This window comes from Pseudomonas maioricensis (assembly GCF_022790535.1).
Classification (GTDB): Bacteria; Pseudomonadota; Gammaproteobacteria; order Pseudomonadales; family Pseudomonadaceae; genus Aquipseudomonas; species Aquipseudomonas maioricensis.
This window is the reverse complement of record NZ_LOHG01000004.1, coordinates 199,656-220,765: the sequence shown is the minus strand read 5'-3', so window position 1 is coordinate 220,765 and position 21,110 is coordinate 199,656. Positions and strand designations below refer to the sequence as shown.

The 21,110-nt window shown below is 56.4% G+C and carries 20 protein-coding genes; 4 read left to right on the top strand and 16 right to left on the bottom strand.

What is annotated here, in order from left to right; all coding sequences use genetic code 11:
• Positions 1–258: 258 nt before the first annotated feature.
• Positions 259–630, bottom strand: coding sequence for a hypothetical protein (locus AUC61_RS08395; protein ID WP_243245491.1), 372 nt, complete (start codon positions 628–630; stop codon positions 259–261).
• Between the two features lie 14 nt (positions 631–644).
• Positions 645–1,172 carry a hypothetical protein gene (locus AUC61_RS08390; RefSeq protein WP_243245490.1) on the bottom strand — a complete coding sequence of 176 codons (528 nt, stop codon included), beginning with the start codon at positions 1,170–1,172 and terminating at the stop codon, positions 645–647.
• Positions 1,173–2,424: 1,252 nt separating this feature from the next.
• Between AUC61_RS08390 and AUC61_RS08385 the strand changes: the two genes are divergently transcribed.
• Positions 2,425–3,051, top strand: a complete 627-nt coding sequence (locus tag AUC61_RS08385; protein ID WP_025261490.1) for a response regulator transcription factor — start codon at positions 2,425–2,427, stop codon at positions 3,049–3,051.
• Between the two features lie 117 nt (positions 3,052–3,168).
• On the opposite strand, the gene AUC61_RS08380 is transcribed toward AUC61_RS08385, so the two are convergent.
• From AUC61_RS08380 to metG, 4 genes are all read right to left on the bottom strand, one after another.
• Entirely contained in the window at positions 3,169–3,351 is a 183-nt protein-coding gene (locus AUC61_RS08380) for a PA3496 family putative envelope integrity protein (protein WP_243245489.1), read from the bottom strand.
• A gap of 106 nt (positions 3,352–3,457) precedes the next feature.
• Positions 3,458–4,096, bottom strand: a complete 639-nt coding sequence (gene nth / locus AUC61_RS08375; RefSeq protein ID WP_243245488.1) for an endonuclease III — start codon at positions 4,094–4,096, stop codon at positions 3,458–3,460.
• Positions 4,093–5,154 (bottom strand): electron transport complex subunit RsxB, encoded by a 1,062-nt coding sequence (gene rsxB / locus AUC61_RS08370; RefSeq protein ID WP_243245487.1) that lies wholly within the window; start codon positions 5,152–5,154, stop codon positions 4,093–4,095. Before rsxB ends, nth begins: the two co-directional genes overlap by 4 nt.
• Positions 5,155–5,285: 131 nt before the next feature.
• Positions 5,286–7,334 (bottom strand): methionine--tRNA ligase, encoded by a 2,049-nt coding sequence (gene metG, locus AUC61_RS08365; protein ID WP_243245486.1) that lies wholly within the window; start codon positions 7,332–7,334, stop codon positions 5,286–5,288.
• Positions 7,335–7,641: 307 nt separating this feature from the next.
• On the opposite strand from metG, the gene apbC reads away from it, so the two are divergent.
• Positions 7,642–8,736 (top strand): iron-sulfur cluster carrier protein ApbC, encoded by a 1,095-nt coding sequence (gene apbC, locus AUC61_RS08360; RefSeq protein ID WP_243245485.1) that lies wholly within the window; start codon positions 7,642–7,644, stop codon positions 8,734–8,736.
• 151 nt (positions 8,737–8,887) lie between these two features.
• Here apbC and AUC61_RS08355 read toward each other — a convergent pair whose 3' ends face one another.
• Positions 8,888–9,097 (bottom strand): cold-shock protein, encoded by a 210-nt coding sequence (locus AUC61_RS08355; RefSeq protein WP_002554837.1) that lies wholly within the window; start codon positions 9,095–9,097, stop codon positions 8,888–8,890.
• Positions 9,098–9,406: 309 nt separating this feature from the next.
• On the opposite strand from AUC61_RS08355, the gene dcd reads away from it, so the two are divergent.
• Together dcd and AUC61_RS08345 are read left to right on the top strand one after the other, a co-directional pair.
• Positions 9,407–9,973: a dCTP deaminase gene (gene dcd / locus AUC61_RS08350; RefSeq protein WP_111757808.1), complete on the top strand. Its 567-nt coding sequence runs from the start codon at positions 9,407–9,409 to the stop codon at positions 9,971–9,973.
• 119 nt (positions 9,974–10,092) lie between these two features.
• The gene (locus AUC61_RS08345) at positions 10,093–10,308 is read left to right on the top strand and encodes a hypothetical protein (protein ID WP_122666029.1); all 216 of its coding nucleotides are present in this window, start codon (positions 10,093–10,095) and stop codon (positions 10,306–10,308) included.
• 112 nt (positions 10,309–10,420) lie between these two features.
• On the opposite strand, the gene pdeM is transcribed toward AUC61_RS08345, so the two are convergent.
• The 9 genes from pdeM to AUC61_RS08300 form a co-directional block, all read right to left on the bottom strand.
• Positions 10,421–11,077 carry a ligase-associated DNA damage response endonuclease PdeM gene (gene pdeM, locus AUC61_RS08340; RefSeq protein WP_243245484.1) on the bottom strand — a complete coding sequence of 219 codons (657 nt, stop codon included), beginning with the start codon at positions 11,075–11,077 and terminating at the stop codon, positions 10,421–10,423.
• Positions 11,074–13,563 carry a ligase-associated DNA damage response DEXH box helicase gene (locus tag AUC61_RS08335; RefSeq protein ID WP_243245483.1) on the bottom strand — a complete coding sequence of 830 codons (2,490 nt, stop codon included), beginning with the start codon at positions 13,561–13,563 and terminating at the stop codon, positions 11,074–11,076. Before AUC61_RS08335 ends, pdeM begins: the two co-directional genes overlap by 4 nt.
• Positions 13,564–13,787: 224 nt before the next feature.
• The gene (locus AUC61_RS08330) at positions 13,788–14,552 is read right to left on the bottom strand and encodes an ABC transporter ATP-binding protein (RefSeq protein WP_243245482.1); all 765 of its coding nucleotides are present in this window, start codon (positions 14,550–14,552) and stop codon (positions 13,788–13,790) included.
• Positions 14,553–14,565: 13 nt separating this feature from the next.
• A complete protein-coding gene (locus tag AUC61_RS08325) occupies positions 14,566–15,684 on the bottom strand; it encodes a succinylglutamate desuccinylase/aspartoacylase family protein (protein WP_243245481.1) in 1,119 nt (372 codons plus the stop codon).
• A gap of 9 nt (positions 15,685–15,693) precedes the next feature.
• Positions 15,694–16,404, bottom strand: a complete 711-nt coding sequence (locus tag AUC61_RS08320) for an ABC transporter permease (RefSeq protein WP_243245480.1) — start codon at positions 16,402–16,404, stop codon at positions 15,694–15,696.
• Positions 16,401–17,129 carry an ABC transporter permease gene (locus AUC61_RS08315; protein ID WP_243245479.1) on the bottom strand — a complete coding sequence of 243 codons (729 nt, stop codon included), beginning with the start codon at positions 17,127–17,129 and terminating at the stop codon, positions 16,401–16,403. Before AUC61_RS08315 ends, AUC61_RS08320 begins: the two co-directional genes overlap by 4 nt.
• A gap of 85 nt (positions 17,130–17,214) precedes the next feature.
• A complete protein-coding gene (locus tag AUC61_RS08310; RefSeq protein WP_122666023.1) occupies positions 17,215–17,997 on the bottom strand; it encodes a transporter substrate-binding domain-containing protein in 783 nt (260 codons plus the stop codon).
• 315 nt (positions 17,998–18,312) lie between these two features.
• Positions 18,313–20,028 carry an ATP-dependent DNA ligase gene (locus tag AUC61_RS08305; RefSeq protein ID WP_243245478.1) on the bottom strand — a complete coding sequence of 572 codons (1,716 nt, stop codon included), beginning with the start codon at positions 20,026–20,028 and terminating at the stop codon, positions 18,313–18,315.
• Positions 20,025–21,056, bottom strand: coding sequence for a ligase-associated DNA damage response exonuclease (locus AUC61_RS08300; protein WP_243245477.1), 1,032 nt, complete (start codon positions 21,054–21,056; stop codon positions 20,025–20,027). The genes AUC61_RS08305 and AUC61_RS08300 overlap by 4 nt, the downstream gene beginning before the upstream one ends.
• Positions 21,057–21,110 lie beyond the last annotated feature (54 nt).

The window sequence follows — 21,110 nt, the reverse complement described above, 5'->3', positions numbered from 1 at the left end:
TTGGAATTATACTTCCTTGATTTGCTCATGCTGAGCGGTAAATACGTTGCGCTTGGCGAGCCAAAAAGTTAGCGTGTTATATCCCCACGCCTTCAGTTTGATATCAGCGATTTGCGCATTAGTTGATGCCCATGACTTATTTAGCGTGTCGTACAGTTTTATCGTGGCTGGCGTTGCTTTATTGTTATAAACCACGTTTAGGCCGTTACTCTGATGTCCTCCCTTCAAGAATCTGTGCAACCTGCATAGGCAGCGCGCTTACAGGTCTTTAGTATCCTGCTGTTTGTCAGGGGGCTTCTGCTGTTCCGCGCTACGGTCCGCTGGTGGATACAGAACCCTGCTGTTGAAATTCAGGGTCAAAAAAAACAGGATAACCAGCGTCGAAGGGAATGCAATCAGAAACCATATATAGACTTGACGGTTCTCCTCATCGAGGTGGGGAAGCACGGTGGTGGCTGACGCTTCACAGAGTGCGGCAAATAGGGCGATGATACTGATTGGGTTGATAAATCGAGTGTTTAGCTTCATGGCGTTCTTCAAAATGGGCCTGGTGGTGGGGATGCTTAAGCAGTTGAACATCTGATTGGCGCCGTGATGGCGGCGAACCCCGCTTAAGTAGTTTGATTGCATGATGTATTGATGCCTCAAAGGGCTGGATCCCGATCGTCTGTTTTGAATTCGAAACGATAGGCTTTTCCGATGTTCCATACTTGACGCACGCTTAAATCAAGAATGCTGGCAATTTCCTGAGCGGTGTATCCCAAGCTGGAATAATGCATGGCGTGTCCTGCCACCGTGTCATCGATATCAGAGGTTTCAGCGCGGTGTGCTCTACTGGTTTCACCCACCGGTCGGCTGAACGTAATTTTCAGTCCGTTCTCGATGGCCAGCTGCTTGATGTCCTTTTTATTCATGCGTAATGAATATTGCAGAGCGCTAATGCCGGCGCCTTTCGCGATCAGGATTTTGAGGTGTTCTAACTTGCTGAGTTTTTCAGGGGGCTTATTCTCATCGTGCAGCGCCGCGCTTTCTTGACTCCCTGCCAAGGCGCCATGTTCATCTCCTGAAACGATGTCAATAACGCCGCCCAGCGCGACGAATTGTTCAACCGCTGCTGCCAGGTCCATAGAGTCAGCGTCTTTAAGGCAGGCGCTGGAGGTTTTAGTGTTCATGATATATCCCTTTTTGAACATGGTTGTTCACATGACCCATTCAAAAAGAATCGTCGAGCCTAGGCCTGGCGCGTTCAGCGAAACGCTGATTCTGAGGGGGGGGCATGTTCATAGTGTTCGAATCCCTTCGGCTCTCTATTGGAGGGGCGTCCATATAAAGCAACAGTGTTGTAGTCTGCCAAAGTGGCATCATTTGTTAAGTGGGTTTCATAGGCGAACCTGCATGTGAGGGCTGAAGAGTGGGTGCTTCTTGAAAAAGTAACGACTGGTAATAAGATTTGCAAGTAAAAATATGGCTGTTACATGGATTGATTTTCAGGTGGTTGGCTTTTCTTACATGGGTATTTTTTGTCGTCCGTTAGTGTTGTAGTACATTTCCTGTTCGATAATGGGAGGGTGGATTTGTACCGGGATATAGTATTTGCTTTCGGCGGGATTAGCCGTTTTAAATCATGATGCGTCAGAAATTTCGTTCGCTGTCTGCAGATTTTTCAGCAATATTTCGTGGGATATTTAATTTAAGGATGTGCGGTGCATAAGTACCGCCAAATTATCTAGCCATCGTACTGTGTTATCGCGGGCGTACAGCAAGTTCCGAAAAGTGCGTAGGACTTTTCGCAAAATATATATATTTACAAAAGAGAGGCTGCAAAGTGTGTAGTTTTTAAACGGCGTCTTATGTGGGCCGAAATATCCTGTTGGCACAACCTTGGTGCTTAATCAAAAGGGGGCTGACATGTTGGGGGTAGCCATGGCCCGTTTTTCTGGTGGCGGTGTAACGTAAATGTAACAGGTGATGTTTTTTGGGTACGCGTGACTCGGGTGATCGGGTAGGAAGAGATTCACGGATTTCAGACTGGGTAGTGGCTAAATGCTAGCCAGCTGGACAGGCTATCCCGTATTGCCGAGGGGTGTCAGGGAGGAGGATTAATTTAATCGCTGTGGTATCTATTTATTAGTCCAAAGGGGTATTTGGAAAATGCTTGACCCAATCATAATAATTCTATTAGTTCATTCACGCTGTTCTGGGTCACTTCTGCACAGGTCAATTAACGCGTCACTTCCCACACGGTGGTCTTGTGATGACTTGTAATGTAGCGGCATTAAGACTGTTTTTTGTAGGAACATTCTGTTGTGGCTGTAAGAACGGTCTTTGGCTGCCAGTCCTGAGGGGGTGGCGTCATGCAAAGCACTAAACGACTAAGCTATTGTGCTTACTCTGAAACTTCGAATAGCGAAAATTGGACTGCCCATGAATAAAGTGCTGATCGTGGACGATCATCCCGTCATTCGCCTTGCCGTACGCATGCTGATGGAGCGCCATGGCTACGAGGTCATCGCGGAGACGGATAATGGCGTGGATGCCTTGCAACTGGCTCGTGAGCATTTGCCTGATATCGTAATTCTCGACATAGGCATTCCAAAGCTGGACGGTCTTGAAGTCATTGCCCGGCTGTCCGCCATGACGTTGCCGTTCAAGGTACTGATCCTTACGTCTCAGGCTCCCGGGCATTTTTCCATGCGTTGTATGCAGGCCGGGGCCGCTGGCTATGTCTGCAAGCAGCAGGACCTCACTGAGCTGTTGAGCGCAATCAAGGCCGTGTTATCTGGCTACAGTTATTTCCCTAATCAGGCTTTGCATACGGTGCGGTCGAGTATGGGTAATGCGAGCGAAGCTGACATGGTTGATCGTCTTTCCGGACGTGAAATGATGGTGTTGCAACAGTTGGCTCGGGGTAAAACCAATAAGGAAATTGCCGATGGAATGTTTTTGAGTAACAAAACAGTTAGCACTTACAAGACTCGCCTGTTGCTGAAGCTCAATGCTCATTCATTGGTCGACCTGATAGAGCTTGCTCAGCGCAATGGCCTGGTCTGAAGGGGAGTGCCGATTTTTTCTGGTGTGCGGGGCGACAGTTTTAGCGCTGATCACTAAAGCCTCTCGTGCATGAGAGGCTTTCTATTAAATGGCAGCGCATGGACGCAGACGGGCAGTTCAGAGATCGTAGTCGTAATCAGCCAGTTGCCGCTGCAGGCGTCTTTCTTCCAGGAGGTTATCGATAGTGCGCCGTTTGCTGAGATTGGTCTTGGCGGCCTCAACCGGCGCTGGCTCGGTATCATCTGATTCAACCGCAGTGAAATCGTCGTCTACGTCCAATTGCTCTTTGTCAGTGCTCATAAAGGTGACTCCAGACTTAGGCTGTCGTTGGCGCACCTTATAGCGAGTATCTGCGAGCGGGTAAAAAAGATTTTTTCAATCGATTGAGCGCTTTATTCTCTATTGCTCAATCGTCGGATGTCTTGAGCTTGTAATCACACAAATCTTCGATCCTGCAGCTGCCGCAGCGTGGCTTGCGGGCCTGGCATACATAGCGGCCGTGGAGGATCAGCCAGTGGTGAGCGTCCAGTAAGTAATTTTTGGGCACAAACTTCATGAGCTGATTTTCCACCTCTACCACGTTTTTGCCAGGTGCCAGGCCTGTGCGATTACTGACCCGGAAAATATGAGTGTCTACCGCCATTGCCACTTGGCGGAATGCGGTGTTGAGCACCACATTGGCAGTCTTACGCCCGACACCGGGTAAGGCCTCAAGCGCCTCGCGTGTCTGCGGCACTTCTCCGTCATGCAATTGCACCAGCATTCGGCACGTCTCTATGACGTTTTTTGCTTTGCTGTTGTAGAGACCGATGGTTTTTATGTATTCGGAAAGGCCTTCAACGCCGAGCTCGTAAATAGCCTGGGGGGTATTGGCGACGGGGTACAGTCGCGCGGTCGCCTTGTTGACGCTGACATCGGTCGCCTGTGCCGAAAGGATTACAGCAATCAGCAACTCAAAAGGCGTGGTGTACGCCAGCTCGGTCTTCGGGTCCGGATTGTCCTCGTGGAGTCGACGAAAGATTTCCAGGCGTTTTGCGGCATTCATGGACCGAGGCTTTCCTTGGGGGTGATAGCTTGCGGGTTAGTTGGTAGTAAAAGTGCCTGCTCGGCGGCCCGCAGTGTTTGCTCTGCGTGCTGGAGGGCGGCTTCAAGGCTCGCCATCTGCTCGGGCGAGACTTCAGCTGTCTGAGCCTTGCTGAAGGCGGCGCGGGCCATGGCCAGCTGAATTTTTGCACGTTTGACGCCGCTGTTATCCACTTTGGGTAGCGGCGTTGTTGTCGTCCTTTCCTGTGCGGCTTGAAGGCTGGTCAGGGCTTTCTCCGCAACCTCATATTCCTGCTGCAATTGAACCAGGCGTGCAGCTTGCTCGGCGATGGGTGGGTGACCAAATGCCTTTAGCGACTTATTGAGTTGCGCCCTGCTCATTGCCACAGTGATTCTGGCCTTTTTCAATGCTTCGTCATCTATGGCACTGTCTTGCGCGCGAGCCTGCCCCATTGCTGTTCGGGTGGGCGGTCGTGAGCCTTCAGATGCCGCTGAGGGCTTTTGCAAGCGCGCCACGCGTTCTGCATGCCGCCGGTCCTCTTCGTTGCGCAATCGTGCGTTGCGGGACTCGAAGCGACGCCGGGCGTGGTTGCGCTTACGGCTTCGGGCCTGTTGCTCCTGTACGGTGACAGCATATCCACCGACAATCGGGATGACCGTTGGCGACAGTGGCAGTAAATCGATGCAGTCGACCGGGCAGGGCGCCACGCACAGGTCGCAGCCGGTGCATTCATCAACAATCACGGTATGCATGAATTTGGCCGCGCCGACGATCGCATCGACCGGGCAAGCCTGGATGCATTTTGTACAGCCTATGCATTCAGCCTCGCGAATAAATGCAACTTGCGCGGGGGCAGAGCCACGGGCTGAGTCCACAGGCAGTGGCTGGACATTGAGCAGTTGCGCCAATGCTGCAATGGTCTCGTCGCCGCCCGGAGGGCATTTGTTGATTGCTTCGCCCTGAGCGATGCCTTCTGCATAAGGCTTGCAGCCTGGATGGCCGCACTTGCCGCATTGGGTCTGAGGGAGCAGAGCGTCGACGCTTTGAATGAGGTTCATGATCTTGCCGAAGAGGCGAACGTGCAGTAACGGTAAGTGAGCAGGGACACTGTCTGGCGAGCAATCGGTTTACGCAAACGGCACAAACCCGATAACAGCGGTTAAGGCTGTTATCGGGTTTGTCTCGGATCTTACTTGATGCGCTGGCCTGGTTTGGCGCCGCTATCAGGGCTAAGCAAGTAGATTTCTTCGCCGCCAGGACCTGCGGCCATCACCATGCCTTCTGATATGCCGAAGCGCATCTTCCGTGGCTTGAGGTTGGCAATCATCATGGTCAGTCGGCCTTCCAGCTCTGACGGGTTCGGGTAGGCACTTTTGATGCCCGAGAACACGTTGCGCTGTTCGTCACCGATGTCCAGTGTCAGACGCAGCAGTTTGTCTGCACCTTCAACGTGCTCGGCTTTGAGGATCAACGCCACTCGCAGATCCACCGCTGCAAACGCATCGAAGTCGATCTCCGGGGAGAGCGGGTCTTTGGTGAGCTCGCCGTTACCCTCGGGAGCGGCACCGGTGTCGGTAGCGCTGGCAGTCAGGTCTTCTTTCGAAGCAGCGGTCATGGCTTCAACCTTGACCGGATCTATACGGCTCATCAGGGCCTGGAACGGGTTGAGCTGATGATTGCTCAGCAATGTCTTGTGGTCGTCCCAGGTCAGCGGCGCGACATTAAGAAATTTCTCTGCATCGGCAGCCAGCAGCGGCAGCACCGGCTTGAGGAAAATCACCAATTGCCGGAACAGGTTCACGCCAAGTGCGCAGACCGCCTGGACTTCATCCTGCTTGCCTTCCTGCTTGGCCAGCGACCACGGAGCCTTGTCAGCGATATAGGCGTTGGCACGGTCGGCCAGCCCCATGATTTCGCGCATTGCCCGGGCAAAATCGCGGGCTTCATAGGCTTCTGCGATCCCGGGGGCTGCGGCAAGGAATGCATCGGTCAGTTCCGGAGCGGCATTTTCAGCCACCAGCACACCGGCATTGCCCTTATGGATGAAACCGGCGCAGCGGCTGGCGATATTGACTACTTTGCCGATAAGGTCCGAATTGACCTTCTGGACGAAGTCGTCGAGGTTCAGGTCGAGGTCATCGACACCTTTGCCCAGCTTGGCCGCGTAGTAATAGCGCAGGTATTCCGGCGACAGCTGGTCCAGGTAGGTGCGAGCCTTGATGAACGTACCGCGTGATTTCGACATTTTCTGGCCGTTGACGGTCAAGTAGCCGTGCACATTGATACCGGTAGGCTTGCGCAGGCCTGCGCCGTCGAGCATTGCTGGCCAGAACAGGGCGTGGAAGTTGACGATGTCCTTGCCGATGAAGTGGTATAGCTCGGTGGTCGAGTCCTTGGCCCAGAACGCATCGAAATCCAGATCAGGGCGGCGTGCGCACAGGTTCTTGAAGCTGGCCATGTAGCCGACTGGTGCGTCCAGCCACACGTAGAAGTACTTGCCTGGCTCATCCGGGATTTCAAAGCCGAAGTAAGGCGCGTCGCGGGAGATATCCCACTGCTGAAGGCCGGCATCCAGCCACTCGGCAATCTTGTTCGCTACGGCGTCCTGCAGGGTGCCGCTGCGTGTCCAGCTTTTGAGCATGGCGTCGAAGGCAGGCAGATCGAAGAAGAAATGCTTCGAGTCTTTCAGAACAGGTGTTGCGCCGGAAATCGCTGATTTCGGGTCCTTGAGATCAGTCGGCGCATAGGTCGCGCCGCACTTCTCGCAGTTATCGCCGTATTGATCCTCAGTGCCGCATTTCGGGCAGGTGCCCTTGATGAAGCGGTCGGCCAGGAACATTTTCTTTTCCGGGTCGAAATACTGGGTGATCGAGCGCGTAGCGATATGGCCCGCATCGCGCAGGCGGGTGTAAATCATGCTCGACAGCTCACGGTTTTCATCCGAGTGCGTCGAGTGGAAATTGTCGAAGTCCACCAGGAAGTCGCTGAAGTCGGCGCTGTGTTCAGCCTTGACGTTATCGATCAGTTGTTCCGGGGTGATGCCTTCTTTTTCGGCGCGCAGCATGATTGCCGAGCCGTGTGCGTCGTCCGCGCAGACATAGATGCATTGATTGCCGCGGTGCTTCTGGAAGCGCACCCACATATCGGTCTGGATGTACTCAAGCATATGGCCAAGATGGATCGAACCATTGGCATAGGGCAGGGCGCTGGTAACGAGGATCTTGCGTGGCTCGGACATGGGGCTCGGCTACTTGAAGTGAAACGGAGATCGGCCACTATAAAGGTCTGAGGGATTTTTTTCACCCCGTGCTGATTGTAGGAATTTCCCCTGAGGTGTCTGGCAGGCGTGCAAAGGGTTTCTGTAGGAGCTGCCGAAGGCTGCGAATCTTTGGTGCCAGTGATACTGCTTTCGCAGCCTTCGGCAGCTCCTACAGGAGGACGTTTAATAGGTGTTGTTGCCGCAGGGACAGCGAAACCATGCCGGTGGCACGCAGAAGCGTTAGGATAGCCGCCTGTTTTAGTCTGTCTTTATTCGGGAGTAGCCCATGAGCGCTGTTAACCGCGCAGCGGTGGAAGCCGTCCTTCGCCAATATATCGACCCCTATTTGAATCAGGATCCGGTCAGTGCCGGCTGCGTGCGCGCCATTGATATTCAAGGCGAGCGTGTCAGCGTCCAGCTTGAGCTGGGTTATGCCGCCGGATTGTTCAAGAGTGGCTGGGCGCAGATGCTGCAGATCGCCATTGAGAGCCTGGAGGGTGTGGCATCCGCCCGCGTGGATATCAGCTCTGTGATTGAGGCGCACAAGTCTCAGGGGCAGATCCCTGGCCTGGCCAATGTGAAGAATATCGTTGCTGTGGCCTCCGGCAAGGGCGGTGTGGGTAAGTCCACCACCGCCGCGAACCTGGCTCTGGCACTCGCTCGTGAAGGTGCGCGGGTCGGGATTCTTGACGCGGACATCTACGGTCCGAGTCAGGGCGTGATGTTCGGTATTGCTGAGGGTACCCGCCCGAAAATCAAGGATCAGAAGTGGTTCGTGCCTATCGAGGCGCATGGCGTCGAAGTGATGTCTATGGCTTTTCTCACCGATGACAACACGCCGATGGTCTGGCGTGGCCCGATGGTTTCCGGTGCATTGCTGCAGTTGATCACCCAGACGGCGTGGAATGATCTGGATTACCTGGTCATAGATATGCCACCAGGCACGGGCGATATCCAGCTCACGCTGGCGCAGAAGGTTCCTGTTGCTGGAGCTGTCATCGTGACCACGCCTCAGGATCTGGCCTTGCTGGATGCCAAGAAAGGTGTAGAGATGTTCCGCAAGGTCAACATTCCGGTGTTGGGCGTGGTGGAAAACATGGCGGTGCACATTTGCTCGAACTGCGGTCACGCGGAGCATTTGTTTGGCGAGGGCGGCGGCGAGAAGCTTGCTTCGCAATACGACGTCGAGTTGCTGGCTTCATTGCCGCTTTCGATGCTCATTCGCGAACAGGCGGATGGTGGCAAGCCTACGGTGATTGCCGAGCCGGACAGTCAGATTGCGATGGTTTATCAGGAGTTGGCCCGCCACGTCGGTGCGCGGATCGTATTGCAGGAAGCGGCCAGCCCGGCGATGCCGAGTATTTCTGTTAGCGACGATTGAATCTGATTCTGTAGGCGCTGCTGAAAGCTGCGAAGGCGCTTTGTCAGGAGGCCACCTTCGCAGCCTTCGGCAGCGCCTACAGGGCCTCGACTTTTCTACAGGCATAAAAAAACCCCGCCGAAGCGGGGTTTTTTAAGCGATTCAGTACAAGTTAGATAACTTGAACTTCTTCAGCTTGCATGCCTTTCTGACCGCGGGTAGCGATGAAAGAAACCTGTTGGCCTTCTTTCAGGCTTTTGAAGCCGTCGGATTGGATAGCTTTGAAGTGTACGAACAGGTCGTCACCGGATTGTGGAGTGATGAAGCCGAAGCCTTTTTCATCGTTGAACCACTTAACGGTACCAGTTTGGCGATTAGACATGGTGTATCTCCTTGGACAAAGTTAACTGCGACTCAGGAAGTGCCCTGGCCGAGACTGAGTGCAAAGAGCAGGAAAAATTCTTGGAGATGGTTGGATCGAAATTCAACATCGTGTAGAGATTCTCAGTGACACAAGCAACACAGTGACGCCACCTTAACGCTTTTTTTTGAACGTGCCAACAGCCAATTGAGGATTATTTCGATTAGTGCGCAAAGCATCCGTCGATGGCGTTCTTCAGCCTTTGAACCCTGCGCCTCGGCCCGGTAAGATGCCGGACATGTTTTTCCACCCAGCTATCAGGACATCGCCATGAGCATCAAATCGGACAAGTGGATTCGCCGCATGGCGCAAGAGCACGGCATGATCGAGCCTTTCGTCGAGCGCCAGATGCGTGGCGAAGGCGCAGACCGACTCATCTCCTATGGCGTGTCCAGCTATGGCTACGATGTGCGTTGTGCGGATGAATTCAAGGTTTTCACCAATATCAATTCCGCGACCGTTGATCCGAAGAACTTCGACGAGAAGAGCTTCGTGGACATCAAGAGTGACGTCTGCATCATTCCGCCCAACTCCTTTGCGCTGGCTCGCACCGTCGAATATTTCCGTATCCCGCGCAATGTGCTGACCATTTGTCTGGGCAAAAGCACCTATGCGCGCTGCGGAATCATCGTCAATGTGACGCCGCTTGAGCCTGAGTGGGAAGGTCACGTAACGCTGGAGTTCTCCAACACCACGACCTTGCCGGCTAAAATCTACGCCAATGAGGGCGTGGCGCAGATGCTCTTCCTAGAGTCCGACGAAGAGTGCGAAGTGTCTTACAAGGATCGTGGCGGCAAGTATCAGGGGCAGCGCGGCGTCACACTGCCTCGCGCCTGACTGATATTTGTTACCGTTTAGCCTCCGTAAATTGAATTAGTCCTCATTTCGGCACTCTATTGACTGAATCGCTCCTCCTCGCGCCATGTGGGCAGGGGGATAACGCTCAGGAGTGCCTTATGAAGAGACAATCGAATGCCAGCGCCCAGGGGGCTGACCCGCGAGAGAATCATGTGGGTCTGCTAGCCTTGTCGTTACTCGCCTATCCGCAGGCCAATATGGTTGGCGGAGTACCTGGGCAACCAGGCCCGGACACTCCGAACGAGTATCCTCAGCCTACCGAACCGGGGGAGCCGACGCTTCCGGATGAGCCGCCACCGGCTCCAGTCGCCTGAATTCATTGATTGTTCTGCTGGCGCATTCACTGGCCAGCAGGATGCTGCCTGGATGTTTTGAACGGCTGCGATCGGGTGTTGATCCAGACTGAACGCGCCAGCGTGAATCGTTTCAGCCAGTTGCCCACACCGCCCCGTCACCTACCACGAAAATCTTGCTGTTCTGTTCGCGTTCAACGCTGTAGCCGCCGGTGAATGCGCCGAAAGCGGGTAGCAGGCTCGTGCGCTCGTTCAGATAAAAGCAAGGCAGCCTTAACCTTTGACGGCCGCGCCCCTGCAGGTGATAAACCGGATGCACATGCCCGGCCAGCACATGATGGGTGGGATGTGGATGAGGCTCGTGTTGCAGCGCAAAAGGTCCCAGCAGCAGGGGTTCTGGTACTGTTTCGATCATCAGATCCGAGGGTGGATCGCCTGCGTGTTTATCGTGATTGCCCCGGATAAGCGTAATAGTCAGTTCAGGATGACGCGAACGCCACTCGCCAAGCGCCTGCAGGGTTGATGGGGTGCGCGACTGCCGGGCATGCAGGAAGTCGCCGAGGAATATCAATTGATCGCAGGGATAGCGCCGCAGCAACTGATCAAGGCGCTGCAAGTTGTCCTGGGTTGTGCCTTGGGGCACGGGTTGCCCAAGTGCTCGAAAGGCTGCTGCTTTGCCGAAATGAACATCGGCGATGAGCAATGCCCGGTAGGCGGGGTAATAAACGGCTTTTTCAGCGAGTAGCCAGATCTCAGCACCGTCCAGATGTACCGCGATGTAGGGGCTCATGGGGTATCAGGTCCGGCGGCTTTCTCCAAATCGCGAACCATCCTTGCTATTCGGTCAGCGAGTTTTTCCGAGCTCAGGCTTTCGCGCATCCGTTCTACCAACAGAGGAAAGGCCATCGGCGTGGCGCGCTTGATCAGGTGTACATCCAGCGTGCGTTGGTTGATACGCTGCAAAGTGTGCTCCAGTCTGGTGACATCCAGTTCCTGACGCAAAACCTCTTCTTGAGCCTGCGTCAGCAACAGATTGCCTGCGTCGTATTGTTTGAATACTTCGAAGAACAATCCGCTTGAGGCCTGCAGTTGCCGATTGCTTTTGGGCGCGCCGGGATAGCCGGAGAATACCAGCCCGGCAATGCGGGCTATTTCCCGAAAGCGTCTCAGGGCCAGTTCCCCCGCGTTAAGGCTGGACATGATGTCGGCGAGCAGATGCTCCTCACTGAACAGATCAGGTTGTAGCTGCGCCTGCCAATCCACCTCCGTCGCGCTGAGCAGCTCGAAGCCGTAGTCGTTGACGGCGATCGAGAATGTCAGTGGCGCATGACGACTCAGACGCCAGGCCAGCAGGCTGGCCAACCCCAGGTGTACATGGCGCCCGGCGAATGGATAGAGAAACAAGTGCCAGCCCTCGCGGGATTTCATGACTTCGGCGAGCAGCGTCTTTTCCCGGGGCAGGGCGGACCAATGCCGCTGGACTTCAAGCAAGGGCTTCACAGCCTGCATCTCAGGACTGTTGAATATACCGTGCGCGGCTGCGTCGAGTTGGGTCACCACCGCATCGGCCAGTTCGCTCGAAAGCGGCATTCGTCCCCCATTCCAGCGTGGGACTGCGGCTTTCTTGCTGGTTGCCTTTTTTACATAAGCGGTCATGTTTTCCACACGAACCAGTTCCAGCAGGCGACCACCAAACAGGAAGCCATCGCCAGGTTTGAGGCGTGCAATGAAACCTTCTTCGACGCTGCCCAAAGAGCCTCCGCCGCCACCTTTTTTCCAGTACTTCACGTTGATGCTGGCGTCGCTGACGATGGTGCCGATGCTCATTCGGTGACGCCGGGCGAGACGCGCATCGGGTACTCGCCATACGCCATTTTCATCCGGCTCTACGCGACGGTAGTCCGGATAGGCCGTCAACGAGTTGCCACCGTGGCGCACGAAGGCCAAGGCCCATTGCCACTCGGCATCGGTCAGATCCCGGTAAGCCCAGGCACTGCGCACTTCAAGTAACAGCGCGTCAGGATCGAAACCGCCGCCCAGTGCCATGCTGACCAAATGCTGCACCAGCACGTCGAGGGGCTTATGGGGTGATTCTCTCGGCTCGATCATGCGCGCTGCAACAGCGTCATGAGCCGCGGCGGCTTCCACCAGTTCCAGGCTGTGAGTCGGCACCAGCGTGACACGTGAGGGGCGGCCGGGTGCGTGTCCAGAACGTCCGGCGCGCTGCATCAGCCGCGCAACACCTTTGGGCGAGCCGATTTGCAAGACCCGCTCCACGGGCAGGAAGTCCACCCCTAGATCGAGGCTGGAGGTGCACACCACTGCCTTGAGGTGGCCTTCCTTCAGGGCGCGCTCGACCCAGTCACGCACTTCCCGCGCCAGTGAGCCGTGGTGCAGGGCGATCAGTCCGGCCCAGTCCGGGCGAGCTTCCAGCAGTGCCTGATACCAGACCTCTGATTGCGCACGTGTGTTGGTGAACACCAGGCAGCTGGCGCTGCTGTCCACTTCCGCCAACACTTGCGGCAGCATGCGCAAGCCCATGTGCCCGGCCCAAGGGAAGCGTTCGATGGAGGGTGGCAACAGGGTGTCCACTCGAAGTTCTTTGGTGATCTTGCCTTGTACGCTGACGCCGCCTTCGCCAACCAGCACTTCCTGTGCATGTTGCTGATTGCCAAGCGTCGCGGAAACGCCCCACACGATCAGATCCGGATTCCATTGACGCAAGCGGGCGATTGCGAGCTGTAACTGCACGCCGCGCTTGTTGCCGATCAGCTCGTGCCACTCGTCAACGACCACCATTTTCAGGGTCGAGAACGTGCTTTGAGCGTCAGCGCGGGTCTGTAACAGGGTCAGGCTTTCGGGCGTGGTGATCAGTGCAGTCGGCAGGCGTCTGCCTTGTCGTGCGCGTTCACTGCTGCTGGTATCGCCGGTACGCAGGCCGACGGTCCAGGGAATGTCCAGATCCGCCAGCGGCGCTTCGAGCGCTCTGGCAGTGTCGGCAGCCAGCGCGCGCATGGGCGTTATCCACAACACGCTGAGCGGTGTGGCAGGTGGTTTGCGCTTGCGGGGTTTGTCATCGGCTGGCGGCTTGACGGTTTGGGCGAAACGATTGAGTGCGGCGAACCATACGGCGTAGGTCTTACCAGAGCCGGTGCTTGCGTGCAGCAGGCCTGAGTGCCCCTGCTTAACGGCCGACCAGACCTCTTTTTGAAAAGGAAAGGGCTTCCAGCTGCGTTCCGAAAACCATCGCTGAGCGAAATCGGTGGGTCTGCTCATGCGCTGCTGTGTGCTCTGAAAGGGGGTATTTCAGAGACAGCGGGGGGGCGGGATTAGTTTTGTTGGTTGGGCCGAGCAGTTGGAGTGATGTAGTTCAGGAACTGGAATGCTGGTCCTGTGGGAGCTGGGCTTGCCCGCGATAAGGCTGGACGCGGTTCACGTTATAGCGCGTCCAGCCTTATCGCGGGCAAGCCTAGCTCCCACAGGTCATCATCGGTCACAAGCTACTTCAAATTCCCGCTCAAAAACTGCTGCAAACGCTCACTTTTCGGGTTGCCCAGGACTTCATCCGGGTGCCCGGACTCTTCGATCTGGCCCTGATGCAGGAATACGATCTGGTTGGCGACTTTACGGGCAAAGCTCATTTCGTGGGTCACCATAATCATGGTTCGACCTTCTTCGGCCAGACCCTGAATCACTTTGAGTACTTCGCCGACCAGCTCGGGATCGAGTGCCGAGGTCGGCTCGTCGAACAGCATGATTTCGGGCTCCATTGCCAGCGCACGGGCAATCGCCACACGCTGCTGCTGACCGCCGGACAGGAAGGCCGGGTATTGGTCCGCGACGCGCTCCGGCAAGCCAACCTTGTCCAGATACTTGCGGGCACGGGCTTCGGCTTCCTCTTTGGAAACCCCCAGCACCCGGCGTGGTGCCATGGTGATGTTCTCCATCACAGTCATGTGTGCCCACAGGTTGAAATGCTGGAACACCATGGCCAGTCGCGTGCGGATGCTTTGCAGCTCATCCGGGTCGGCGACGCGCATGTGGCCCCTGTCGCTCACCATGCGTACTTGCTTGCCGTCCAGGCTCATGGCGCCGTCGTTCGGCTGTTCAAGGAAGTTGATGCAGCGCAGGAAGGTACTTTTGCCGGAGCCGCTGGCCCCGATCAGGCAGATGACATCGCCGCTGCTGGCTTTGAGCGACACACCTTTGAGTACTTTGTTGTCGCCGTAGCTTTTATGCAGGCCATCGATGGTCAGTTTGTACATGACAAGCAAGTCCTCAAGGAGAAAGTAGGTAGCCGCTACGGTAGGCTTCTGTGCCTGCGACGTGAGCGATGACCATGCCGGCAGTTGCCATGCGTCGTAGTGAGCGCGCATACAGAAGGCCGGGATTGAGCGTGTGGATCGGCGTGACGGCGTCGCTGATCGGGTCAATGATTTCCGCGATCAACTGGCCCGCCTCGACGTATTCGCCGGGTTGGGCGCAGAACACCAGTAATCCGCCAACGGGCGTAGCGACTGGTTCAACCGCCGCCAGTGGCGTGGCCGGATAAAGCAATTCAGGGGCGGCCGAGACGTCACCGCCAATGGCGCCGAAATGAATCAGGTAGTTGATCAGCGCCTGGCAGTCGCGGCTGGCCAACGCGTGATTGACGTCGCCCTGACCGCGCAATTCCAGAGTGACCGAAAAGCTGCCCATGGGAATGGCGAAGCGATCACCAAAGCGCTGCTGCAATTGCCACCAGACGAGGGTGAAGCACTCATCGAATGACTGACCGCCGGAGTCTGTCGCCAGCAGGCTGGCTTGAGCACCGAGGTACCGCGAGAGCATTTCAACCTGCGGCCAGGCTTCAGGCGTGGTGTACAGGTGCTCGACTGACTCGAAGTCGCAATGCAGGTCCAGAACCATGTCAGCATCACAGGCCAGACGCTGTAGCGTGAGACGTTGCGATTGCAGCTGCGTGGCGGCTGGCTGGGCTTGAAGCGCTTTGCTCAGGCTGCGGCGGATCAATTGGATGTTGTGCTGAGGGTCATCATTGAGTTGCGCTTCAACGTCGTCGCCCACGGCTACGCTGAGGTCGGCGAACCAGCGGTTGAAGTTCTGTCCGCTTTCCAGCTCATATCGGCCCAGCGGAACGTCCATCAGGACCTGTTCCAGGCCGATAGGGTTGGCGACCGGCACGACGACAATTTCGCCGAGCAACAGACCCGCATTTTCCAGTTCGCTCAAGCGTTGCTTGAGGTACCAGGCGACCAGCATGCCCGGCAGCTCATCGGCATGCAGCGACGCCTGGATATAGATTTTGCAGACGCCGTCTTGCGGACCGTAATGAAAGCTATGGATTTGCCGCGCAGTGCCCGGCACCGGCGCGAGCAGGTCGTGGGTGTCATGACGCATGGGCAGGTCCTAGTGAGACGGGCCGAGAAAGGCCAGCCAGCGGCGTTCGGCAAGACGGAACAGGCCGACCAGAATGAACGTGACGCACAGGTAAATCAGGGCGGCGATGCCGAACGACTGGAACGTCATGAAGGTAGCCGAGTTGGCATCCCGAGCGACCTTGAGAATGTCCGGCACAGTGGCAGTGAAGGCCACGGTGGTCGAGTGCAGCATCAGAATCACTTCGTTGCTGTAGAACGGCAACGAGCGACGCAAGGCCGACGGCATGATCACATACGCGTAAAGCTTCCAGCCAGTGAGCCCGTAGGCTTTGGCGGCTTCGACTTCACCGTGGTTCATGCTGCGGATCGAACCGGCGAAAATCTCGGTGGTGTACGCGCAAGTATTAAGGGCGAACGCCAGGATTGTGCAATTCATTGCGTCGCGGAAGAACGAATCGAGAATCGGCTGCGCACGCACGGCTTCGAGGCTGTAGATACCGGTGTAGCAAATCAGCAGCTGTATATAGAGAGGCGTGCCGCGAAACAGGTAGGTGTAAAACTGCACCGGCCAACGAACCCAGCAATTGCTGGAGACGCGGGCGATGGACAGCGGAATCGAGACCAGAAAGCCGATGGCGATCGAGGCGCTGAGCAGCCACATGGTCATGGCCAGCCCGGTGATGTGCACGCCATCGCTATAGAGGAAGGGGCGCCAGTATTCCTGAAGCAGTTCGATCATCGTTTAGCCTCCCGGCTGCCTGCGGAATACCGCCGTTCCGCCCAACGCAGGGCAAAGTTTGAAGCGCTGGTGATCAGCAGGTAGATCAATGCAGCAAGGACCAGGAAATAAAACAGTTGGTAAGTGCTTTTGCCTGCATCTTGCGCAGCCTTGACCAGGTCAGCCAGGCCGATGATCGACACCAGTGCGGTGGCCTTGAGCAGCACCTGCCAGTTGTTACCGATACCCGGCAACGCGAAGCGCATCATTTGCGGGAATACCACATAGCGGAAACGTTGTGCGCGACTCAGGCCGTAGGCAGTGGCGGCTTCGACCTGGCCGCGCGGGACGGAAAGAATCGCGCCACGGAAGGTTTCAGTGAAATAGGCGCCATAGATGAAGCCCAGCGTGATGACGCCCGCGCTGAAAGGGTCGATTTCGATGTAGTCCCATTCCATCGCGTCGGTCAGCTGACTCAGCCAGGTTTGCAGGCTGTAGAAAATCAGCAACATCAACACAAGATCGGGCACGCCACGAATTAGGGTGGTGTAGAGCTGCGCCGGCATCCGCACGATAGCGGCGCCTGACAGTTTTGCACTGGCGCCGATCAGGCCGAGCACAATGCTCACCAGCAGCGACAGCAGCGATAATTTAACGGTCATCCACGTGCCTTCGAGCAGCAGAGGGCCGAAGCCTTTGAGGCTGAAAGACGAGAGTCCGAGGGTTTGCAGCAGTGTTTCGAACATGGGTAAAGCCTTTGACGGTCAATAAAACAAAACGCCCATGGAAATCGGCGGGGGATCATCGCCGAAATCCATGGGCGTCGGGGTGTTATTTACCGCTGTACAGATTCAGATCGCCGAAGTGCTTCTTCTGGATCTCGGCATATTTGCCGTCGTCGTGTAACGCTTTGATACCTTTATCCAAAAGAGCCTTGAGCTCTTTGTTACCTTTCGCGATACCGATCGCTGTTTTCGAAGGCAACAATTCGCTGTCTACAGGCTCGCTGACTTCGTAATCAGCACCTTGTGGCGACTTTAGGAAGCCCAGTTCGGCCTGCAGCATGTCCTGGATGGAAGCATCGAGACGACCGGAAGTCAGGTCGGCATAAACCTGATCCTGGTTCTGGTAGGCCTGGGTTTTCACGCCAGCCTTGTCCAGCACAGCCTTGGCGTAGGCTTCCTGAATGGTGCCTTGCTCGTAGCCAACGGTTTTGCCTTTCAGGCTAGCCGGGTCGGCGGTCAGGCCTGCACCTTTTTTGAACACCAGCGAAGTTGGGCCGGAGAACAGCTCGTTGGAGAAGTCGATGACTTTTTCACGAGCCGGAGTCACGGTCATCGACGAGATAACGCCGTCGAATTTGCGGGCTTTCAGGCCAGGAATCATGCCGTCGAAATCGCTTTCAACCCATTTGCATTTAACTTTCAGCTCGGCGCAGATAGCGTTGCCCAAGTCGATGTCGAAGCCTACCAGGCTGCCGTCAGCGGCTTTTGATTCGAAAGGTGCATAAGAAGGATCCACGCCAAAACGCAGTTCCTTATATTCCTTGGCCATTGCATTACCAGCGGCCAGACAAACGGCCAATGCAGAGAGGGTCAGCCATGCTTTTTTCATCGTTCAGTCCTTAAAACCAAATTGAGCGTTGGGAACACGCGAGGCTTGCTACCGGCGGGTGCCAGACCCTTGAAAGTAGCAATTTCCGAACCAAAGATACGAACGTGCGTTTTAAATGTACGGAGTTGTCGCAATGTTGACTGACGACTTTGAGGTCGCTCCCTGTAGGAGTGAGCTTGCTCGCGATATCGGCGTGCCAGCAGCATTGAGCTTCAGTTGGGCCTCCAATCGCGAGCAAGCTCACTCCTAAAGAAGGTAGTGTCCTGCTCCAACAAGGTGCGCAGCTGTTTTGATGATCCAAAAAAGGGCGGAATCCTACCCCAACAGGTCCTGCAACGTCGACAGGCTATCGGCTTCGGCCACTGATTTATCCTGCCGCCAGCGCAACATGCGTGGGAAACGTACTGCGATGCCGCTCTTGTGGCGCTTCGAAAGTGCGATGCCCTCGAAGCCCAGTTCAAACACGAGGCTTGGGGTAACACTGCTGACTGGGCCAAACTTCTCAACGGTGGTTTTGCGCACAATGGCGTCCACCTTGCGCATTTCTTCGTCGGTCAGCCCTGAATAGGCTTTAGCGAATGGCACCAATGTGCGCTCGCTTTGTTCGGGCGGGCCATCCCACACCGCGAAAGTGTAATCGCTGTACAGGCTGGCGCGCCTGCCATGGCCGCGCTGTGCGTAGATCAGCACGGCGTCGACGCTGAACGGGTCGACCTTCCACTTCCACCAGACGCCCATGTCTTTGGTTCGGCCGACGCCATACAGCGAGTCGCGTGCTTTGAGCATCATGCCTTCTACGCCGAGACTGCGGGAGGCTTCGCGCTGAATGCTCAGGTCCTGCCAGTCCCTGCCACTGACAACAGGGGAGGCAAGCAGTACCGGGCTTTGGGTGCCAGCGATCAACTCCTCAAGCTGAGCGCGCCGCTCATGTTGCGGGCGGCTGCGCCAGTCGTGACCTTGCCATTCAAGCAAGTCGTAAGCGAGCACCACCACCGGTACTTCTTCGAGGATTTTCTTGCCCAGGGTTTTACGACCGATGCGTTGCTGGAGCAGGGCGAATGGCTGTACAGACGGTTGCGCCGGTGCGGAGGCGGGCAGGGATTCAGCGCTCAGTGCGAACTCTTTGTCGGGAGATTTAGATTGCTCCGCCGGTTTCCAGACCACGATTTCGCCATCAATGACGGTGCCGTCCGGCAGGCTCTGGACCAGGCTGTGCAATTCAGGAAACCGGTCGGTTACCAGCTCTTCACCACGAGACCAGATCCACAGACGACCTTCGCGCTTCACCAGTTGCGCGCGAATGCCGTCCCATTTCCACTCCACCTGCCACTTATCCACCGACCCCAGCAGCGTTTCAAACTGATCCACCGGCTGCTGCAGGGCATGGGCAAGAAAGAATGGATAAGGCTGGCCGCCGCGCTGCGCATGCTCGTCCTCCGACTCTGCCGCGATCAGCTTGAGAAAGCCCTCTGCACTGGGGCGATGGGACAGGTCGGTGTAACCCACCAGGCGTTGCGCCACACGTTTGCTGTCGATATCGGCCATGGCAGCGAGGGCGCGAGTGACCAATAGTTTTGAGACCCCCACCCGGAAGCTGCCGGTGATCAGCTTGATGCAGACCATCAGGCTGACCCGGTCCAGTTGTCCCCAGAATGTCGGGAGTCGCTCGGCCAGTTCCTCCGGAGGCAAGCCACGCAGGGGCAGCAGCTTGTCTTCCATCCAGACGGCGAGGCCTTCGTCGGAGTCGTGTTCTGCCTCTGGTAACAACAGCGCCAAGGTTTCTGCCAGGTCACCCACGGCCTGATAGCTTTCCTCAAACAGCCATTCCGGCAGCTTGCCCAAGGTCATGGCTTGTTCGCGCAGCAGCTTGGTGGGCACCAGTTGGCGCGGCCGCCCGCCCGACAGGAAGTACACGGCCCATGCAGCGTCCTGCGGCGCAACGCTGGTGAAATAGTCTCGCATAGCGGCGAGTTTGGCGTTGCTCGACGTGGTCGCGTCGAGCTTTGAATACAGTTCGGCGAAGGCTTTCATGCAGAAGCCTCGCTTGGTTTTGCGTCTGAAGTTGCCGGATCTTCCTCGTCGCCATATTCAGTGACGAAGCCCTGGGCGTCGAGTCCGGACTCGCGCAGGTAGCGCACCAGCACCGCCACTGAACCGTGGGTCACCATGACCCGCTCGGCGCCGGTCTGCTCGATTGCCCACAGCAATCCTGGCCAGTCAGCGTGATCGGACAGCACGAAGCCCCGATCCACGCCGCGTCGTCTGCGAGTCCCACGTAACATCATCCAGCCGCTGGCGAAGGCATCGCTAAAGTCACCGAAGCGTTTCATCCAGGTACTGCCACCGGCTGACGGTGGTGCAAGGATCAAGGCCTGGCGCAGGGCCGGGTCGTTTTTCTGAAAATCACCAGCGTATTGGGTTTCGGGTATTCGCACCCCGGCCTCACGGTAAACCCGGTTCAAAGGTTCGACTGCGCCATGGACCAGAATCGGGCCTATCTGAGGATCAATGCCGTGCAGGATGCGTTGCGCTTTGCCGAAGGAATAGGCGAATAACACGCTGGCCTTGCCGACAGCGGCGTTTGCCCTCCACCAGTCATTGATGCCTGCGAAGATTTGCGACTGAGGTTGCCAGCGATAGATCGGCAGGCCAAATGTCGATTCAGTGATGAACGTATGGCAACGCACCGGTTCGAACGGCGTACAGGTGCCATCCGGTTCAACTTTGTAATCGCCTGACGCGACCCAGACTTCGCCTTTGTACTCCAGCCTGACCTGCGCCGAACCCAGCACATGTCCCGCAGGATGCAGGCTGAGTTTCACACCGTGATGCAGCAGTGTTTCGCCGTATGCCAGGGTTTGCAGGTTGATGTCCTGCCCTAGCCGCGAACGCAGAATGCCCTCACCGGGCGCGGCAGCCAGATAGTGCTCATTACCGGTTCGCGCATGATCGCCGTGGCCATGGGTGATGACTGAGCGTTCCACGGGGCGCCAGGGATCAATGTAGAAATCGCCGGGTGGGCAATACAAACCTTCGGGACGCGCGATAACAAGATCCATGAAGTAACCGACTGGATGGGCTTGTTAGTTATGAGGGCGGGGCGGGGGAGGAAG

Coding starts and splice junctions, on each gene's coding strand:
- AUC61_RS08395 (WP_243245491.1), bottom strand. CDS start 630: ATGCAATCAAACTACTTAAGCGGGGTTCGCCGCCATCACGGCGCCAAT.
- AUC61_RS08390 (WP_243245490.1), bottom strand. CDS start 1,172: ATGAACACTAAAACCTCCAGCGCCTGCCTTAAAGACGCTGACTCTATG.
- AUC61_RS08385 (WP_025261490.1), top strand. CDS start 2,425: ATGAATAAAGTGCTGATCGTGGACGATCATCCCGTCATTCGCCTTGCC.
- AUC61_RS08380 (WP_243245489.1), bottom strand. CDS start 3,351: ATGAGCACTGACAAAGAGCAATTGGACGTAGACGACGATTTCACTGCG.
- nth (WP_243245488.1), bottom strand. CDS start 4,096: ATGAATGCCGCAAAACGCCTGGAAATCTTTCGTCGACTCCACGAGGAC.
- rsxB (WP_243245487.1), bottom strand. CDS start 5,154: ATGAACCTCATTCAAAGCGTCGACGCTCTGCTCCCTCAGACCCAATGC.
- metG (WP_243245486.1), bottom strand. CDS start 7,334: ATGTCCGAGCCACGCAAGATCCTCGTTACCAGCGCCCTGCCCTATGCC.
- apbC (WP_243245485.1), top strand. CDS start 7,642: ATGAGCGCTGTTAACCGCGCAGCGGTGGAAGCCGTCCTTCGCCAATAT.
- AUC61_RS08355 (WP_002554837.1), bottom strand. CDS start 9,097: ATGTCTAATCGCCAAACTGGTACCGTTAAGTGGTTCAACGATGAAAAA.
- dcd (WP_111757808.1), top strand. CDS start 9,407: ATGAGCATCAAATCGGACAAGTGGATTCGCCGCATGGCGCAAGAGCAC.
- AUC61_RS08345 (WP_122666029.1), top strand. CDS start 10,093: ATGAAGAGACAATCGAATGCCAGCGCCCAGGGGGCTGACCCGCGAGAG.
- pdeM (WP_243245484.1), bottom strand. CDS start 11,077: ATGAGCCCCTACATCGCGGTACATCTGGACGGTGCTGAGATCTGGCTA.
- AUC61_RS08335 (WP_243245483.1), bottom strand. CDS start 13,563: ATGAGCAGACCCACCGATTTCGCTCAGCGATGGTTTTCGGAACGCAGC.
- AUC61_RS08330 (WP_243245482.1), bottom strand. CDS start 14,552: ATGTACAAACTGACCATCGATGGCCTGCATAAAAGCTACGGCGACAAC.
- AUC61_RS08325 (WP_243245481.1), bottom strand. CDS start 15,684: ATGCGTCATGACACCCACGACCTGCTCGCGCCGGTGCCGGGCACTGCG.
- AUC61_RS08320 (WP_243245480.1), bottom strand. CDS start 16,404: ATGATCGAACTGCTTCAGGAATACTGGCGCCCCTTCCTCTATAGCGAT.
- AUC61_RS08315 (WP_243245479.1), bottom strand. CDS start 17,129: ATGTTCGAAACACTGCTGCAAACCCTCGGACTCTCGTCTTTCAGCCTC.
- AUC61_RS08310 (WP_122666023.1), bottom strand. CDS start 17,997: ATGAAAAAAGCATGGCTGACCCTCTCTGCATTGGCCGTTTGTCTGGCC.
- AUC61_RS08305 (WP_243245478.1), bottom strand. CDS start 20,028: ATGAAAGCCTTCGCCGAACTGTATTCAAAGCTCGACGCGACCACGTCG.
- AUC61_RS08300 (WP_243245477.1), bottom strand. CDS start 21,056: ATGGATCTTGTTATCGCGCGTCCCGAAGGTTTGTATTGCCCACCCGGC.